Consider the following 15,842-nt stretch of genomic DNA (forward strand, 5'->3'; position numbering starts at 1 on the left):
GCGGTTACCAGCGGGTTTCACTGCCGTCGAAGCTGGATAATTGAGCAAATTGCCTAGGGGTTGGGGGACGCGCAAAAAATTTTTTATAGCCGCGGCATCGGAGTCGCGTTCGATGGGATGGGCCTGAATCCCTTGGTGCATCTGGACTGGACGTCTGGACGGCTAACTTTGAGGCGGTAACTGCGGGAAACGCTGTGACTATTCACAGACATTTATCGCTGTTCAATGCCTTGTGATCTCTGGCACAATCTTGCGCTGTGGCATGGTTATCATGGCCACCAAATTAAGGTGCAAGGAATCGTTCGACCACGATTCATGCATAACAGGGAACGCGGTGAGAGTCCGCGGCTGTACCTGCAACTGTAATCAGAGCGATGTGTTGATAACCACTGGGTAACCGGGAAGGGAACACATTCAGACGCTGAGAGCCAGGAGACCTACCTTGATTTGCTGATTTGACTCAAGCGGGTTTCTTGAGCAGATAGCCTGATAAGACCGTTTGACCCGGGTGGCAAGGTGTACCTTGCTTCCATTGTCGCATCGAACTGGCCTTATCCGGTCTTCGTCTGTTGTACGTGTGAGCACCCCGTCGTGATGACGGATTCACCTACCTCTCTGATGAGAGCATTCCCGCGCTTTTAAAACTCGATTATTCAAGGAAAAACCATGAGTTTAAAAACGCGCCTTTCTGTATTGTCTCTGGCCCTGTGCGCCAGTTACGCAGCGACCGCTGCCCCCGACTATGAAACCATCGTGGTCACCGCCGATCGCTTTGATTCCGCCCCTGAGCAGCAGCTGGCGGTGGTTAACACCATCGAACGGGTGGAGATCGAGGAGTTGGCACCCATCTCCGTGGTCGACATTCTCGAGCGTTTGCCTGGCCTTAGCGTGACCCGTACCGGTGGCGGTGGTCAGAGCGCCAACATCAGCATTCGTGGCTCCGAGTCGGACCACGTACTGGTGCTGATCGACGGTGTACGCATCAGCTCCGCCACTCTGGGTAGCGTCAGTTTTTCCAGCCTGGCGCCGGAGCAGGTGGAGCGCATCGAAGTGGTTAAGGGTTCCCGCGCAGCGGTGTGGGGCAGTGACGCCATCGGTGGCGTGGTGCAGATCTTTACCCGCCGCCTGGAAGGGGGCCAGTGGTACGCCTCCGGTGCCGTGGGCAGCAACAACTACAGCCGCCTCAGCGCCGGTGCCGGCATCAGCCATGGCGACGGCCGCACCAGCCTGACGATCTCCAGTGATCAGAGTGATGGCTTCGATGTAAAGCGTGACAGTGAAACCGACGACGACGGCTATGAGCGGATTACAGCCGGTATCACCGGTGAGCAGAGCCTCAGCGAACAGTGGCAGTTGAACTGGAGCGGCCAGTACAATACCGGCAACTACGAATACGACAACAGTGTCCCGTACAGCAATGAAGCCGACTACGACAACTTCTTCTGGAACCTGGAAGCGCAGTACGACAACAACGATTTCAGCTCCAAGCTGTCTGCAGGCCAGGCCCGCGACTACAACGACAACTTCCGTGATGGCCAGCCAGCCCACAGCATCTACGAAACCCGGCGCGACCAGCTGAGCTGGATCAATCAGTACCAAGCCAGCAGCGGCCTGACCCTGAGTGGCGGCGTGGATTACTACAACGAATCGGTGCGCGGTGACTACGCCGAGGATGAACGTGACGTGGTGGGGGTGTTTGCCCTGGCTCGCGCCGATCTCGGCGCCTGGTTGCTGGAAGGGGTGGTGCGCTACGACGATGTGGAAAACATCGACAGCGAAGTCTCCTACAACACCAGCGTTGCCTACCGTTTCAATGACCAGTGGCGTCTGAGTGCCAGCTATGGCACCGCCTTTAAAGCGCCGACCTTCAACGACCTGTACTGGCCGGAGCAGGGTAACCCGGAACTGGTGTCGGAAACCTCTGAAAACGTCGACCTGACCCTGAATTACGCCGGTAACGGCTACAACGCCTACATCAGCGTGTTCCAGAACAAGGTGGACGATCTCATCAACTGGGCCAAGACCGGTGAACAGGACGACAATGGCTGGGATATCTACAAGCCTTTCAATGTCGACAAGGCCACCCTCAAGGGACTGGAACTGGGCAGTGACTTCGAGCTGTTTGGGCTGCAACACCAACTGGCGTACACCTACCTGGATGCCGAAGATGACAGCAAGGGTGAGCAACTGGAGGGGCGCAGTGAGCATGAGTTCGACTATTCCGCCGCTTACGTCCTCAGCCAGTGGGATCTGCGCGTCGATTACCACTACCAGGGTAAGCGCAACGATGGTGACACTAACTACGACGGTAACCCCGACTTCATCAGTCCCTACCACAAGGTGGACGTCAGCGTCGGCTACGCCTTTACTCAGGGCTGGAAGGTGCGCCTGAAAGCCAATAATCTGCTGGATGAAGAGGTGATCTCCAACGGCAGTTATTACGGACCGGGTGCCGAGTGGTACCTGAGCCTGAGTTACAGCGATTTTTAATCGAAACCCGCGCCGCCCTCTGATGAGGGGGGCGCGTTAACGGTGACCGAGTCAATCACACAGAGACGGGATCATGTTTAAGTCCTTTGATGACAACCAGTATTCCAGCGAGTCCAGCCCCCACCTGCAGGTGGAGGGGCTCAGTTGGGGCTGTCGCGAACGTCAGGTGCTGCATGACGTCGGATTTACCGTTAATCACGGAGAATTTGTCGGCTTGCTTGGCCCCAACGGGGTGGGCAAGTCGACGTTGCTGCGGTGCTTGTACCGTTACCTGGTTCCTCAGCAGGGGCGCATCGCCCTGGCGGGGGCCGAGATCGGCACCATCAGCCGCCGGGCGTTTGCCCGACAGGTGGCGGTGGTGACTCAGCATGGGCCATCGGGGTTTTCGATGACCGTGCGTCAATTTTTAACCACCGGCTTGCTGGCTCACAGCAGTTGGTGGCAACGCCTTGACCGCCGGGATGAATCGGCCCGGGTCGAGGCGGTGTTGCAGCGGGTCAAGCTGGCGTCGCTGGCGGAGCATCATTTTGACTCGTTGTCCGGCGGAGAGCGTCAGCGGGTACTCATTGCCCGGGCCTTACTGCAACAACCCAAATTGCTGTTACTGGATGAGCCTACCAACCACCTGGATGTACGCTATCAGATTGAAACCTTGAAACTGGTGCGCAGCCTGGGGGTGACGGTGGTGGCGTCCATCCATGACCTGAACCTGGCCAGTGCCTATTGCGACCGGATACTGCTGCTGAGTGAGGGGACGCTGGTGGCCAGTGGCCGGCCGCAACAGGTGCTCACCGCCGACCGCATTCGAGCGGTCTATGGGGTGGAGGCCCGGGTGGATATGCACCCCAATGGCCGCTACCCACGCATTACTTACGATTACCAAAAGCCTGCCTATGCCCTTGCTTAAACCGCAGCTGTTGCTGCTGATGTTGTTTCCCCTGATCGTGGTGTCGCCGATGCTGGCGATCTCCTTCGGCAGTGCCGACATCGCTGCCGCCGACGTCGGACGCGCCGTTGTCAACGCACTGCTCGGCGCCGATGCCACCAACCTGTCTCAACGGATCATTATCGAGTTGCGGTTGCCGCGGGTGTTGCTGGCGATGCTGTGCGGCGCAGGTCTGGCGGTGTCCGGCTCGGTGCTGCAAAGCGTGACCCGCAACCCGTTAGCCGACCCCTACCTGTTTGGCATCTCCGCCGGTTCCACCCTAGGGGCGGTGATCGCCCTGACCACCGGCCTGGCGGGCTTGAGTCTGCCGTTGTGTGCGTTTCTGGGATCGCTGATCGCCGTGGCGGTGGTGATGGTGATGGCTCGGGACGGCCAGGTCGAGGGCTTGATTCTGGCCGGGGTGGCGATCTCGTTCCTGCTGTCGTCGCTGGCCAACCTGGTGCTCTATTTCGGCGACAATCAGGCGATTCAGGCGGTGCTGTTCTGGAACATGGGCAGCTTTAGCCGCGCCACCTGGGGCACCTTGTGGATCCCCGCAGTGGTAGTGTTGACGGCACTGATGGTGGTGTACCAGTTTCAAAGGCCGTTGCAGGCGCTGATGGCCGGGGATGAGAGTGCCCACACCCAGGGGGTGGCGGTGGTGCCGCTGCGCCTGGGAATGTTGCTGCTGACCGCACTGATCACCGCCTCGCTGGTGGCGTACTGCGGCGGCATCGGCTTTGTTGGCCTGATGGTGCCGCACATCGTGCGACTGCTCATCGGTGCCGCCAGCGGCGCCACCCTGATCGCCACCGCCCTGTTCGGGGCGATTCTGATGGTGTGGGTGGATCTGTTGTCCCGGCAATTGCTAGGCAACCAGGAGCTGCCGGTCGGGGTGGTGACCGCCATTCTCGGCAGTGCCTTCTTCATCGGAATTCTAATGAAACGTCGGGGTCGTTCATGAAGCAGTTAATCAGCGGCGGCGCCCGCTCCGGAAAAAGCCGGCTGGCCCAGCAACGAGCCCGTGAGTGGCAACAGGCTGGTGGCGGCCAGGTGGTGGTGATCGCCACCGCCAGAGCCGATGACAGCATGGCCGAGCGCATTGCCCATCATCAGCGTCACCGGCCCGCCGACTGGTCACTGATTGAAGCCCAGCGGGATCTGGCCCAGGCGCTGGTCAGTGCCTCTGGTGCCGACACCTTGGTATTGGTGGACTGTTTAACCCTGTGGCTGGCCAACGAACTGTTTGCCGACGACGGCGACTGGCCGGCGGCCAAGGCGGCGCTGTTGCAGTGCCTGTCGACCCTGCCCGGGCCGGTGATCTTCATCGGCAACGAGGTGGGCCAGGGGGTGGTGCCCCTTGGGGAGTCTAACCGCCGCTTTGTGGATGAGTGTGGCTGGCTGCACCAGCACCTGGGCCAGCGAGTCGACCGGGTTACGTTGACCATTGCCGGCCTGCCGCTGGAACTGAAAGGGGAGTCACGATGAGACGCCTGCTGTGGTGGTGGACCCTGATGCTGTTGGCCCCGTGTGCCCTGGCGGTACCGCAGAAACTGGTGGCGTTGTCGCCCCATTCGGTGGAGATGCTGTTTGCCATCGGCGCCGGCGATCGTATTGCGGCGACGGTGGATTATGCCGACTACCCCGAAGCGGCGCAGGCAATCCCGCGCATCGGTCGCTTCGACTATCTGAACATGGAAGCGCTGATGTTGCTGCAGCCAGACTTGGTGGTGCTCAGCGTTGAAGACACCAGCGCGCCGCTGGTGGAGCGCCTGCAAAGCCTGGGGCTGCCGGTATTTGATACCAGCGTGACCCGCATCGACGAAATTGCCGACCGGCTCGAGCAACTGGGCCAGGCCCTGGGGTTGGAGGCCGAAGGCCACAAGCAGGCCAGCGAGTTTCGCCAGCGGTTGGCTCAGCTGCGCCAGCAGTACCGGCAACAGGCGCCGGTCAAGGTGTTCTATCAGGTGTGGCCCGAGCCGCTGACCACGGTGTCAGGCGGCTGGATGAACGGCATTTTGGCCGATTGCGGCGCCGACAATGTGTTTGCCGATGGTGAGGCGGATTATCCCCAGGTCTCCATGGAGCAGGTGCTGGTGCGCAAGCCGGAGATCATTCTCAAGCCGGAATACCACGGCAACAGCAACCAGGAAATCGTCGACTGGCGGGTATGGCCGGAGATCCCGGCGGTGGCCAATGGCCAGATCGTCCCCATCGAAGGGGATCTGGTGCATCGCACCGGCCCGCGGGTGCTTGAGGGCATGGCGCTGGTATGCCGCAAGGTGGATGCCGCCCGTCGGCAACGGGAGGCGTTGTGATCAGCCTGTATCTGGGCGGGGCCCGCAGTGGCAAGTCCGGCCTCGCAGAGGACTGGTGTCTGGCCAGCGATAAGCGGGTGCTGTACGTGGCAACCGCCCGCAGTCACCCCAGCATGGCCGAACGCATCGAACTGCATCGGCAGCGTCGCCCGGCCCACTGGCGCTGCGTCGAGGAACCGCTGAATCTGGTGCGGCTGTTGCAGCAAGCCAACGCCGACGAGCTGCTGCTGATCGATTGTCTGACCCTGTGGTTGACCAATCAGCTGTTGGCCGGGGTGGACCTGGACAACGAGATTGACCGGCTTGGCCGCGCCCTGAGCCAGTGCTCGGCCGAGGTGGTGCTGGTATCCACCGAGGTGGGGCAGGGGCTGATCCCAGATGACAGCCTCAGCCGAAGTTTTGTCTGTGCCAGTGGCCAGATGCATCAGGCCATTGCCGCCATTGCCCAGAGGGTGCTGTGGTGCCAGGCGGGCATTGAGCAACCGCTGAAGGACGGCATTCGATGACCACCACCGAGTTTCACCTGGTACGCCACGGCCAGCCACAGGACGCCGAGCGATTGCTGGGGCGCAGTGACCCCGAGTTAACCGAGCTGGGGTGGCGCCAGTGGCAGAGCAGCTGCGCGCCCCTGACATGGCAACAGTTGTACAGCTCGCCGCTGCGGCGCTGCGCCGAATTTGGCCAGCAACTTGCCCGGCAGCGGCATTGTTCGTTGCAGCTCGACGATCGCCTGCAAGAGCTGGATTTTGGCGAGTGGGACGGCCAGGCGTTGGCGCAGCTTTGGCAGCGCCCCGAGGGCGACTTTGAAGCCTATTGGCAGCAGCCCTGGCAGCAGGTGCCGCCGGGAGGGGAGTCCACCGACGCGCTGCTGCAGCGGGTCACCGGCCTGCTGGCTGAGCTGGCCGAACGCCATCGGGGTGAGACGGTGTTGCTGTTGACCCACTCCGGCGTGATTCGAGTGCTGTTGTCCTGGTTGCTCGGCGGCCAGCAACAGGGCAACGCCCACCTGAGCCGGGTGGCGCTGGGGCATGCGGCCCGGCTGCATATTCAGATCTACATCGATGAGCAGGGGCTGCACTGGCCCCAGTTGATGGGGCTGTTTCCCGCCCCGACTGACTGTGAGTGAGACCGTCATGACACACCCAAAGCCCACCATTGCGTTCAATATCCTAAACGGCGCGGCCACCCAGTTGCCGCAGCTGCATCAGTTGTCCGACGCCGGTGCCGGCCAGGACTTGATGCACCTGACGCCAACACGGGACAGTGAACTGATCGCCAATGGCTCGGCCCTGACGCCGTTCCCAAGCCCGCCTCAGCCGACGCCGTTGACGGCCAAAGGGCTGCTGGATAACGGTGGCATCAGCCCGGCGGTATTGACCCGGGGAATGCTCAATCGCCTGCATCAGGCCGGGCACAACATTGAGTTTCGCAGTTACAACTTTCAGGTGCAGTGCCCGCAGCCGGGCAGCAGCGACTGGTTTGCTGATTGTCAGCACCATGGCGGCCTGGAGGCGGACTGTGGCGACTTGATTCAGCAGCGGCTGCTGCCGGATCTGACCGCCCAGGCAGAACGGGGCTGCATCAGCATCCTGGCCGAGTGTGGCGTTGGCGGTACCACGTTTTCTACCTTGTGGCTGCGGCTGCTGACCGGTCTGACGCTCAGTCCCGCCGGTAGCACCAAGGACGCGGATAAATTGGCGCAAAAAGCACGACTGCTGGCCCAGTTGGAGCAGGAGTATCGCCGCGCGCACGCCCAGTTTGACGTGGAGGCGCTGCTGGCCAGTCCGCAGTTTCACGATCAGATTCAGCGAGCCTTGTACGGCTTGCTGTGCCATTGGCCGGCCTCGTTGCCTGTGCCGCACCTGGCCGGCGGCATGATGTTCGTGGCGCCGCTGATTGCCGCCGCCCGGGTACGGCCGGATCTTCGCGGCAGGGTGGATACCACCCGTTGGGTGGTGGCCGCAGACGGCCAGTCGGTGCTGAGCCATCTGCCAGCAGACTGGCGCCTCGGCTTGCACCAAACCGACTTTGGCCTCAGTGACTTCGATTGTCTGAATCGTTATGAGCAGGGACTGGTGGTGGAGGGCTGTGGCCTGGGAGGCGTGCTGGTACTGGCGGAAGAGCTGGGCCTGGACGCCAACGACATTATCACCACGTTGGAGCAGGCGTGCACACGCCACCAATCGCAATTTCAGTAAGAGAGAGACGATGAGCAGTTATTCGTTAATGGTTCAGGGCACCACCAGTGATGCCGGAAAAAGCGTGATGGTGGCGGGGTTGTGTCGGGTGTTGGCCCGTCGCGGCGTGCGGGTGGCCCCCTTTAAGCCTCAGAACATGGCACTGAACAGCGCCGTGACCAAAGAGGGCGGCGAAATTGGCCGGGCGCAGGCAGTACAGGCCCAGGCCTGTCGGCTCGAGCCCAGCGTGTTGATGAACCCGGTGTTGCTCAAGCCCAACACCGATACCGGCGCCCAGGTGATTGTACGTGGCAAGGCGTTGTCCGACATGGACGCCCGCGGCTATCACGATTTTAAGCCCAAGCTGCTGCAACTGGTGGTAGACACCTTTGAGGAGCTGGGCCAGCAGGCGGACGCCCGCCTGGTGGAAGGCGCCGGTAGCCCGGCAGAGATCAATCTGCGCGAGCACGACATCGCCAACATGGGCTTTGCCCTGGCAGCAAATGTGCCGGTGGTGATCGTCGCCGACATCGATCGCGGCGGCGTATTTGCCCACCTGTACGGCACCTATGAACTGCTGTCGGAACAGGAAAAAAGCCTGGTGAAGGGCTTTATCATCAACCGCTTTCGTGGTGACCCGAGCTTGCTGGACTCTGGCCTGGAATGGCTGGAACAGAAGACCGGCGTGCCGGTGCTGGGGGTGGTGCCCTACTTAAAGGGGTTATACCTGGAGGCGGAAGACGCCATTAACGTCCAGCAGACCGATGAGGACGCCCGGTTTCGAGTGGTGGTGCCCGGCCTGCCGCGCATCAGCAATCACACCGATTTCGACGCCCTGCGACTGCATCCCAAGGTGGACCTGCAGTTTGTGCGTCCCGGCCAGCCGTTGCCGCCGGCGGATCTGATCATCCTTCCGGGCTCCAAAAGCACCCGCGCCGATCTTCAGGCCCTTCGGGAGCAAGGGTGGGATGCGCAGATCGCCCGTCACCTGCGCTTTGGTGGCAAGGTGATTGGCATCTGTGGCGGCTATCAGATGTTGGGCCAGAGCATCGACGATCCCCTGGGGGTCGAAGGCCAGCCCGGCAGCAGTGAGGGCTTAGGGTACCTGGCGACCCGCACTACACTGGCCAGCGCCAAGCAGTTGACCCGGGTTCGGGGACAACTGACTCTGCTGGGGGAAACCGCCGCAGTGGAAGGCTATGAGATTCATGCCGGCCATACCGAGGTCAGCGGTCAACAACCGTTTGAACTGGATGGCAGCGCCGATGGCGCCTGCTCGACCGATGGTCAGGTGCTGGGCGGTTACCTCCATGGCGTGTTTGATCAGCCCCAGGCCTGCAATCTGTTGCTGCGCTGGGCGGGCCTGGAGGCGCCCCATGCCAAGGCTCAGGACATGGCGGCACTGCGGGAGCAGGGCATCGATCGCCTGGCCGATGCCCTGGAAGCGCACCTGGATCTGGATACCCTGTTTGCCCCGGTGGCGGGGTGGCGCTCATGACGGTGGCTCATTGCCCGGCGTTGCTGGTGACCGCACCGGCCAGCGACAGCGGTAAAACCACGGTGGTGGCGGCCATGGCCCGTTACTGGCGCAATCGCGGCAAACGGGTACGGGTGTTTAAGACCGGCCCGGATTTTATCGACCCCAAGTTTCATGAGGTGGCCAGCGGCGAGCCCGCCTATCAACTGGATCTGGGCATGATGGGGGAAACCCAGTGCCGCCGCCATCTTCATCGGGCCGCCCAGGAGGCGGACCTTATCCTGATCGAGGGAGTGATGGGGATGTTCGATGGCACCACCTCCAGCGCCGATCTGGCGGTGGCCTTCGGGGTGCCGGCGCTGGCGGTGATTCCGGCGGCCAAGATGGCCCAGACCTTTGGTGCCATTGCCTGTGGCCTGGCCCACTATCGCGAAGACGTGACCCTGTTTGGGGTGGTGGCCAACCAGGTGGGCAGTGCCGGCCATGCCACCCTGCTACGCCACAGCGTGCCGGACAGCATTGAGTTTTGTGGCTGGTTGCCCCGGGATGAGACGCTGGCGCTGCCAGACCGCCATCTGGGGCTGGTGCAGGCCGAGGAGTTGCCGGAGCTGGACGCCTGGCTGGATGCCGCCGCCGATACATTGGGTCAAAGCTGCGACATGCCGCTGCCAAAGCCGGTGGCGTTTCAGCCGGCTCCCGCAGACGCGGCGCTACAGACACTGGGGCGGCCCCTGGCTGGGCAACGCATCGCCGTGGCCCAGGATGCCGCCTTTGCCTTTGTCTATCACGACAACCTGTCTTTGCTGACGCAACTTGGGGCCGAGGTGGTGACATTCTCGCCCCTGGCCGGGGACGCGCTGCCGAGTTGTGACAGCCTGTATTTGCCGGGAGGCTATCCGGAGCTGCACACCGGCGCTCTGGGCGCCAATGCCACCTTGTTGCAGCAGATTCGCGACCACGTCGAGGCCAATAAACCGCTGGTGGCCGAGTGCGGCGGCATGCTGTACCTGCTGGAACAGCTGATCGATATTGAGGGACAGAGCCATACCATGGTGGGGGCGCTGCCGGGGACCGCGGCCATGCAGTCACGACTGCAGGGGATCGGCATCCTGACCGCCGAGCTGGATCAATCTCAGATCAAGGGCCACTGTTTCCATTACTCCAGCAGCGACATTCGCCTGACTCCGGTCACCGAGGCGGTGCAGAGCGGCCGGGTTCGAGTCGGAGAGCCGGTATACAGTCACCGCCGAGTGGTGGCCTCCTACGTTCACTGGTACTTTGCCAGTGCCCCGGCGCTGGTGGCGCGCTGGTTTGATGCCAACAAGGAGTCCTAATGCAGCCAAAATTGATTCTGACCGCCCTGGGGTTTCTGACCCGCCTGCCGATGCCGGCCTGGGTGCCGTTCGATGGCGACAGCGTCGCCCGGGCGGCTCGTTGGTTTGCCTTGGTCGGCCTGTTGATTGGCGCGCTGGCGGCCGGGTGTCTGTGGCTGCTTGAACCTTATCTTGGTCAGCCGTTGGCGGTGGTTCTGACCTTGGTGCTGGTGCTGCGACTGACCGGCGCCTTCCATGAGGATGGACTGGCGGATTGGTGCGATGGCTTTGGCGGTCACTGGCTGCGACAGCGCAAACTTGAAATCATGAAAGACAGCCAGATCGGCACCTACGGCGTACTGGCCCTGGTGGCGGCCTTTGCCATCAAGGCGGTGGCGTTATCGACGCTGCCACTGGGGCTGGCGATGCTGGCACTGGTGATCTGCCACGCTGGTGGCCGAGCCGTGGCCGGTCTGGTGCCGGTCTTGCTGCCCTATGCCCGGGATGACGGCAACAGCAAAACGCCGCAGCGGGATCGCGCCCCGGGCTACCTGGCCCAGCTGACGCTGATGATCTGCGGCGCGGCGCCTCTGTTGGCGCTGCCTTACGAGGCGGCGGCGGTGTTGCTGCTGGCCTGGAGCGCCGCCTTCGCCTTCATGGTGTGGAACATGAACCGTCACATTCAGGGCTACACCGGCGATACCCTCGGCGCCACCGAGCAGGTGGTGGAGCTGATGACCCTGCTGGTACTGGTGGCGATGTTCAACCAGGGCTACCTATGAAGCAACTGCTGAATGTGACCGTCAATCCGGCCCCCGGACACCTGCTACAAGACTGGTCTCATGCCCGGCAGTGGCTGCAGGCGGCGGGGCTGGATGGCTACGAGATCGCGCCCCATGGTCAGTTTGAGGCCAGCCAGGTGCCCATGGATCTGGTAGGGGGGCTGCACCTGACGTTTTTCCCGATTCTGACCCCGTTCTGGCAGCAGAATACGACTGCGCTGCTGGCCATGTTTGACGATTGGCAAACCGTGGAGCATTTCTACGGCAGTCGCGATCCCGAGCATCTGGTGGCCATCTATGTGCACCAGCTGAACCTGGCCGCCGATCTGGGGGCCCCTTACGTGGTGTTTCATCCAGTCACCTGTGACATGGACAACCTGTTCAGTCAGCAGTTTCCCTGGCACTGGCGCGACACCCTCAAGGTGTGTGCCGAGCTGATCAACGCCGCCCTGGCCCAGAGTCATTTTTCCGGACGGTTGCTGTTTGAAAACCTGTGGTGGCCCGGCAGCTTTCGTCTCGACAGCCGCGAGGAGTACGACACCCTGCGTCAGTGGGTCAATTACGACAATTGCGGCCTGTGCTTTGATGCCGGCCACATGATGGCTACCCATACCGGCCTGCGCAGCGAGCAGGAGGGCGTGGCGTTCTTGCAGCAGCGGTTAAAATCGCTGGATCTGACTGACGAGATTCATACCCTGCACCTGAATTGCAGCCTCAATGGCGCCTACATTGAGGCGGCCAAGACTCAGACCGACCCGTATCAGGGCTGCCCCGATTTCTGGTATCGACTGGAGCGAGCATTGAAACACGTAACACAGATAGACGGTCACCATCCGTTTACCGAAACCGATCTGCGGCCGCTGCTGGCGGCCATCGAGCCCGAGCACCTGGTGCACGAACTGGCGCAGGACTCGCTGGAACAGTGGCAACGAGCCTGTGAGCAACAGCAGGCCTTGGTGATCTCATGTTGATGGCGGCCGACTGCTGGCAAGTGGCACTGGTGGTGTGCCTGGCACTGCTGCTGGATCGCCTCCTTGGCGAGCCGACGCGGTTTCATCCATTAATCGGTTTGGGACGCCTTATTACTCTGGCAGAGCAGAAACTGTATGGCGATCGACGCTGGCGCGGCGCAGTGGCGCTGGCGGTGCTGACACTGCCGGCACTGTTATTGATGGCCTTGCCCTGGTCCTGGTGGGTCGAGGCGGTGGTGTTGTACCTGTGCCTCGGTGGCCGCAGCCTCGGCGAGCATGGCCAGGCGGTGGCGGTGGCATTAAAACAGCGGGATCTTTCGCTGGCCAGAGAGCGGGTTGGCTACATCGTTAGCCGCAAGACTCAGTCGTTAACGGAGGTCCAGGTGGTCAGTGCCACGGTGGAGTCGATGTTAGAAAATGGCAATGACGCCGTGTTTGGTACCCTGTTCTGGTATATGGTGGCAGGGGCGCCGGGCGCCATTATCTACCGCATAGCCAATACCTTGGATGCCCGCTGGGGTTATAAAAACGCCAAGTACCGTCAATTTGGCTGGGCGGCGGCTCGCTGGGATGATCTGCTTAACTACCTGCCAGCGCGGCTGTGCGTGATGACCTACGCCATTCAGGGCGCCGGTCAGGGACGGCTGGCCACGGCGCTACGCTGCGCCTGGCAGCAGGGGCGCCAATGTGCCAGCCCCAACGGCGGGCCAGTGATGGCCAGTGGCGCTGGCGCCCTGGGCGTGACCATTGGCGGCAGCGCCGAGTACGAGGGTTACCAGTGCGACAAGCCGTTACTGGGCCAGGGGCCGCAGGCGGATTGGCGTGCCATCGACCAGGCGGTGGCCTTGGTGAACCGGGGCGCCGTGCTGTGGGCGGGTGCCCTGATTTTGTTAGCAGTTGCAGTGGAGGGCGCCTTATGAGCGCATTGCACCATGGTGGTCGTCTGAGACAGGCGGTGGCCGAATTTGGCATTGAGCGATCTCAGTGGCTGGACTTGTCCACCGGCGTCAGCCCCTGGACCTACCCTCTGGAGCCCATTCCTCTGGAGCAGTGGAACCGGCTGCCAGAGGAGGAAGATGGTTTGGAGCGGGTGGCCCGCAGTTATTACGATTGTCAGTCGCTGCTGCCGGTGGCCGGTTCGCAGGCGGCAATTCAGGCGCTGCCCAGAGTGCTGAAAACCCTTAATGCGTTGCCGTCAGAGCCGGTGGTGGCCTTGCCCCGAGTCGGCTACAAGGAGCATCAGAAAGCCTGGCTTCGCGCCGGTTGGCGCCCGGAGCTGTACGACAAAGAGCCCGACTCGGCAATGCTGGCTCAGGTGCAGGCGCTGGTGGTGATCAACCCCAATAATCCCACCGGTTATCGAGTGTCGTCGATGCGGCTGATGCAGTGGCACCGACAGCTGGCCGAGCAGGGCGGCACCCTGGTGGTGGATGAAGCGTTCGCCGATGTCGACCCTAAGGAGTCCATCAGCCATTGGTGCCCGCAGCCGAACCTGGTGGTGCTGCGATCCATTGGTAAGTTCTTTGGTTTGGCGGGCATTCGCGCCGGGTTTGTGCTGGCAGAACAGCAAGTGCTGACCGCGCTGACGGATCTGCTGGGCCCGTGGACCGTGGCCGGACCGTCGCGAGAAGCCTGCCGCCAGGCGCTGGCGGATCGGGCCTGGCAACAGTCTCAACGGGCACGGCTGGAGCGGGCGGCGCTGCGACTGGCGGCGATGCTGTCGTCGTTGCCGGGTACCCTGTCTGGCACGCCGCTGTTTCAGACCCTGCTCTGCGATCGCGCCGAGCAGTGGCACCGGCAACTGTGTCAGCAGGGCATTCTGGTGCGCCTGACCGATGAAAAGGACGGCTTGCGGGTCGGTTTGCCCGCCAGTGCCGAACAGTGGCAGCGCCTGCAAGAGGCGCTGCTGACCCTGAGTTAGTGACCCAATTCCGCCAGTTCTGCCTGATCCAGGCGCTCGTCGGCCGCGGCGATCGCCCCAAACTGGCGATGACTGAAGCCCTGTTGCCACAGGGTTTCAGGCAAGTGGGCAAAGCTGGCCTGATAGGCCGGGTCGACCTCCAGCCGCAGTTCGCCAATCTCATCCAAAGACAACCCAAACAGAGTGCTGGCCAGAGACAGCGGCTGGCTCTGTGGCTGGCCGACGTACATCGCCGCCAGCGCCGGCCATTGTGAGTGACTGCGGGCCAGGGCCACTGGCACCCGGTGCGGCTGCTGGGCGTCGCCCATCAGGTAGTGGCGTTTCAGCACCAGGTATTTTTCCGGAATGGCGCGGCTGGAATCCCACCAGTGGCCGTCGACCACATCAAACAGGGCATTGGTTTCTTTGGCACTGACCCCGCCGAGCCATTTCAGTGCCTCTTCCAGCCACACCGTCATGCTCTGATCGTACAGCTGGCTGTTGAGCACCAGCTTGGATTGGATCAGTGCCAGCGACAGCTTGGCGCCCAGCATGTTGGAGTACAGATCTTCCGGGCTGTAGGCGGATACGGTTTCCGGCCAGCTGGCCAGACTGGCGTAGCCCCGCCACTGGGCGATTTCGTGGGACTCGGCCTTGAAGTAGGCCAGTCGGGCGGCGAGGGCGGCGGCCAGCTGCCAACGCTGATGGTTGCTCAGATTGGAGGCGTCGAACGCGTGCAGACGAACGTAACGGCGGCCAATCTCACCGTCTAGCTCAATCACCTGCTGCTGGCCCAGGTGTTTAAAGATCGGGAAAAACAAACCCATGGTGTCGTCGGCGGTGTCGCGTACGTGGGCCAAATCGATGAAGCCACCGCGCTTGGTGTAGACAATGCCGTTGTTCTCGGTACCCGCATGACGGGTGGCACTGACGCTGGAGCGGGTAAAACCAAGCATGCCGCCGTCGTAGGTGTGCGGGCCGACATCGTTAACATCGACGGTGTTGCCGAGCCGGTACAACGGGATCGGCAGGGCACCGACCTTGACCTTCTGCATGTTGCCAAAGGCGCAGCAGGGGCGCAGGCTTTTGGGCAGGGGAAAATCCGGCATGCTGTCGCTGGGCAGATCCCACAGCTGAATCTCATCGCCAGGGTGGCCGAGGGCGCGGGCGATGGTATTGGCATCGGGTCTCGGGTGTCCCTGCCACTGGGTGGTGCAGGCGCTCAGCAGCAGCGTTAGACCGACCAGCAGTAAGGTCAGCTTGGGGACGACAATAAGGCGGCACAGAGTCATGGTTCTGAAACGAATTCCAACAAATTAATTGATGATATCTCTGGGTTGAACCGGGATCGATGGCTACAATCAGCGGTTTTCACATGCTTTACACGATTGAAAATACACACTAAGCGTGAGAGCTTAGGATGTTAGAGAGTAGCCCACATCACTGCAAGGGCAAAACGTATCTCACCTTGAATCAATCGGTGCACCAT

The 15,842-nt window shown here is 62.0% G+C and carries 15 protein-coding genes and 1 riboswitch; of the genes, 14 read left to right on the forward strand and 1 reads right to left on the reverse strand.

The genetic code is table 11. The features are described 5' to 3' along the window. Nucleotides 1–269 precede the first annotated feature (269 nt). Nucleotides 270–459: riboswitch (cobalamin riboswitch) on the forward strand. A gap of 207 nt (nucleotides 460–666) precedes the next feature. The 14 genes from H598_RS0107270 (at nucleotide 667) to cobD (ending at nucleotide 14,374) form a co-directional block, all read left to right on the forward strand. Beyond that, on the forward strand, nucleotides 667–2,490 hold the full coding sequence (locus H598_RS0107270; RefSeq protein ID WP_028112432.1) for a TonB-dependent receptor domain-containing protein: 1,824 nt from the start codon (nucleotides 667–669) through the stop codon (nucleotides 2,488–2,490). A gap of 73 nt (nucleotides 2,491–2,563) precedes the next feature. Then, entirely contained in the window at nucleotides 2,564–3,397 is an 834-nt protein-coding gene (locus H598_RS0107275) for an ABC transporter ATP-binding protein (RefSeq protein ID WP_051252547.1), read from the forward strand. Further along, on the forward strand, nucleotides 3,384–4,379 hold the full coding sequence (locus H598_RS0107280) for a FecCD family ABC transporter permease (RefSeq protein WP_028112434.1): 996 nt from the start codon (nucleotides 3,384–3,386) through the stop codon (nucleotides 4,377–4,379). Before H598_RS0107275 ends, H598_RS0107280 begins: the two co-directional genes overlap by 14 nt. Then, nucleotides 4,376–4,903: a bifunctional adenosylcobinamide kinase/adenosylcobinamide-phosphate guanylyltransferase gene (gene cobU / locus H598_RS0107285; protein WP_028112435.1), complete on the forward strand. Its 528-nt coding sequence runs from the start codon at nucleotides 4,376–4,378 to the stop codon at nucleotides 4,901–4,903. The genes H598_RS0107280 and cobU (H598_RS0107285) overlap by 4 nt, the downstream gene beginning before the upstream one ends. Beyond that, nucleotides 4,900–5,733, forward strand: a complete 834-nt coding sequence (locus H598_RS0107290; protein ID WP_028112436.1) for a cobalamin-binding protein — start codon at nucleotides 4,900–4,902, stop codon at nucleotides 5,731–5,733. Before cobU (H598_RS0107285) ends, H598_RS0107290 begins: the two co-directional genes overlap by 4 nt. Continuing rightward, a complete protein-coding gene (gene cobU, locus H598_RS0107295) occupies nucleotides 5,730–6,239 on the forward strand; it encodes a bifunctional adenosylcobinamide kinase/adenosylcobinamide-phosphate guanylyltransferase (RefSeq protein WP_028112437.1) in 510 nt (169 codons plus the stop codon). Before H598_RS0107290 ends, cobU (H598_RS0107295) begins: the two co-directional genes overlap by 4 nt. Continuing rightward, complete coding sequence (locus H598_RS0107300; RefSeq protein WP_028112438.1) at nucleotides 6,236–6,859, forward strand: histidine phosphatase family protein; 624 nt, start codon at nucleotides 6,236–6,238, stop codon at nucleotides 6,857–6,859. The genes cobU (H598_RS0107295) and H598_RS0107300 overlap by 4 nt, the downstream gene beginning before the upstream one ends. Nucleotides 6,860–6,866: 7 nt before the next feature. Then, on the forward strand, nucleotides 6,867–7,931 hold the full coding sequence (locus tag H598_RS0107305) for a nicotinate-nucleotide--dimethylbenzimidazole phosphoribosyltransferase family protein (protein WP_035415633.1): 1,065 nt from the start codon (nucleotides 6,867–6,869) through the stop codon (nucleotides 7,929–7,931). 10 nt (nucleotides 7,932–7,941) lie between these two features. Further along, a complete protein-coding gene (locus H598_RS0107310) occupies nucleotides 7,942–9,408 on the forward strand; it encodes a cobyric acid synthase (protein ID WP_028112440.1) in 1,467 nt (488 codons plus the stop codon). Further along, nucleotides 9,405–10,721, forward strand: coding sequence for a cobyrinic acid a,c-diamide synthase CobB (locus tag H598_RS0107315; protein WP_028112441.1), 1,317 nt, complete (start codon nucleotides 9,405–9,407; stop codon nucleotides 10,719–10,721). The genes H598_RS0107310 and H598_RS0107315 overlap by 4 nt, the downstream gene beginning before the upstream one ends. Next, complete coding sequence (cobS, locus tag H598_RS0107320; RefSeq protein ID WP_028112442.1) at nucleotides 10,721–11,482, forward strand: adenosylcobinamide-GDP ribazoletransferase; 762 nt, start codon at nucleotides 10,721–10,723, stop codon at nucleotides 11,480–11,482. The genes H598_RS0107315 and cobS overlap by 1 nt, the downstream gene beginning before the upstream one ends. After that, nucleotides 11,479–12,453: a TIM barrel protein gene (locus tag H598_RS0107325; protein WP_028112443.1), complete on the forward strand. Its 975-nt coding sequence runs from the start codon at nucleotides 11,479–11,481 to the stop codon at nucleotides 12,451–12,453. The genes cobS and H598_RS0107325 overlap by 4 nt, the downstream gene beginning before the upstream one ends. Further along, the gene (gene cbiB / locus H598_RS0107330; RefSeq protein WP_245595573.1) at nucleotides 12,447–13,373 is read left to right on the forward strand and encodes an adenosylcobinamide-phosphate synthase CbiB; all 927 of its coding nucleotides are present in this window, start codon (nucleotides 12,447–12,449) and stop codon (nucleotides 13,371–13,373) included. The genes H598_RS0107325 and cbiB overlap by 7 nt, the downstream gene beginning before the upstream one ends. After that, complete coding sequence (cobD, locus tag H598_RS0107335) at nucleotides 13,370–14,374, forward strand: threonine-phosphate decarboxylase CobD (protein WP_028112445.1); 1,005 nt, start codon at nucleotides 13,370–13,372, stop codon at nucleotides 14,372–14,374. Before cbiB ends, cobD begins: the two co-directional genes overlap by 4 nt. Here cobD and H598_RS0107340 read toward each other — a convergent pair. Beyond that, nucleotides 14,371–15,645 carry a DUF4056 domain-containing protein gene (locus tag H598_RS0107340; protein ID WP_035415634.1) on the reverse strand — a complete coding sequence of 425 codons (1,275 nt, stop codon included), beginning with the start codon at nucleotides 15,643–15,645 and terminating at the stop codon, nucleotides 14,371–14,373. The genes cobD and H598_RS0107340 overlap by 4 nt on opposite strands. Nucleotides 15,646–15,842 lie beyond the last annotated feature (197 nt).

The organism is Ferrimonas kyonanensis DSM 18153, from assembly GCF_000425405.1.
Classification (GTDB): domain Bacteria; phylum Pseudomonadota; class Gammaproteobacteria; order Enterobacterales; family Shewanellaceae; genus Ferrimonas; species Ferrimonas kyonanensis.

Bases quoted from the DNA above. Each gene is read 5' to 3' on its own strand.
- H598_RS0107310 (WP_028112440.1), top strand. From the start codon at position 7,942: ATGAGCAGTTATTCGTTAATGGTTCAGGGCACCACCAGTGATGCCGGA.
- H598_RS0107280 (WP_028112434.1), top strand. From the start codon at position 3,384: ATGCCCTTGCTTAAACCGCAGCTGTTGCTGCTGATGTTGTTTCCCCTG.
- cobS (WP_028112442.1), top strand. From the start codon at position 10,721: ATGCAGCCAAAATTGATTCTGACCGCCCTGGGGTTTCTGACCCGCCTG.
- H598_RS0107270 (WP_028112432.1), top strand. From the start codon at position 667: ATGAGTTTAAAAACGCGCCTTTCTGTATTGTCTCTGGCCCTGTGCGCC.
- H598_RS0107290 (WP_028112436.1), top strand. From the start codon at position 4,900: ATGAGACGCCTGCTGTGGTGGTGGACCCTGATGCTGTTGGCCCCGTGT.
- cbiB (WP_245595573.1), top strand. From the start codon at position 12,447: ATGTTGATGGCGGCCGACTGCTGGCAAGTGGCACTGGTGGTGTGCCTG.
- H598_RS0107340 (WP_035415634.1), bottom strand. From the start codon at position 15,645: ATGACTCTGTGCCGCCTTATTGTCGTCCCCAAGCTGACCTTACTGCTG.
- cobD (WP_028112445.1), top strand. From the start codon at position 13,370: ATGAGCGCATTGCACCATGGTGGTCGTCTGAGACAGGCGGTGGCCGAA.
- H598_RS0107325 (WP_028112443.1), top strand. From the start codon at position 11,479: ATGAAGCAACTGCTGAATGTGACCGTCAATCCGGCCCCCGGACACCTG.
- H598_RS0107315 (WP_028112441.1), top strand. From the start codon at position 9,405: ATGACGGTGGCTCATTGCCCGGCGTTGCTGGTGACCGCACCGGCCAGC.
- H598_RS0107300 (WP_028112438.1), top strand. From the start codon at position 6,236: ATGACCACCACCGAGTTTCACCTGGTACGCCACGGCCAGCCACAGGAC.
- H598_RS0107305 (WP_035415633.1), top strand. From the start codon at position 6,867: ATGACACACCCAAAGCCCACCATTGCGTTCAATATCCTAAACGGCGCG.
- cobU (WP_028112435.1), top strand. From the start codon at position 4,376: ATGAAGCAGTTAATCAGCGGCGGCGCCCGCTCCGGAAAAAGCCGGCTG.
- H598_RS0107275 (WP_051252547.1), top strand. From the start codon at position 2,564: ATGTTTAAGTCCTTTGATGACAACCAGTATTCCAGCGAGTCCAGCCCC.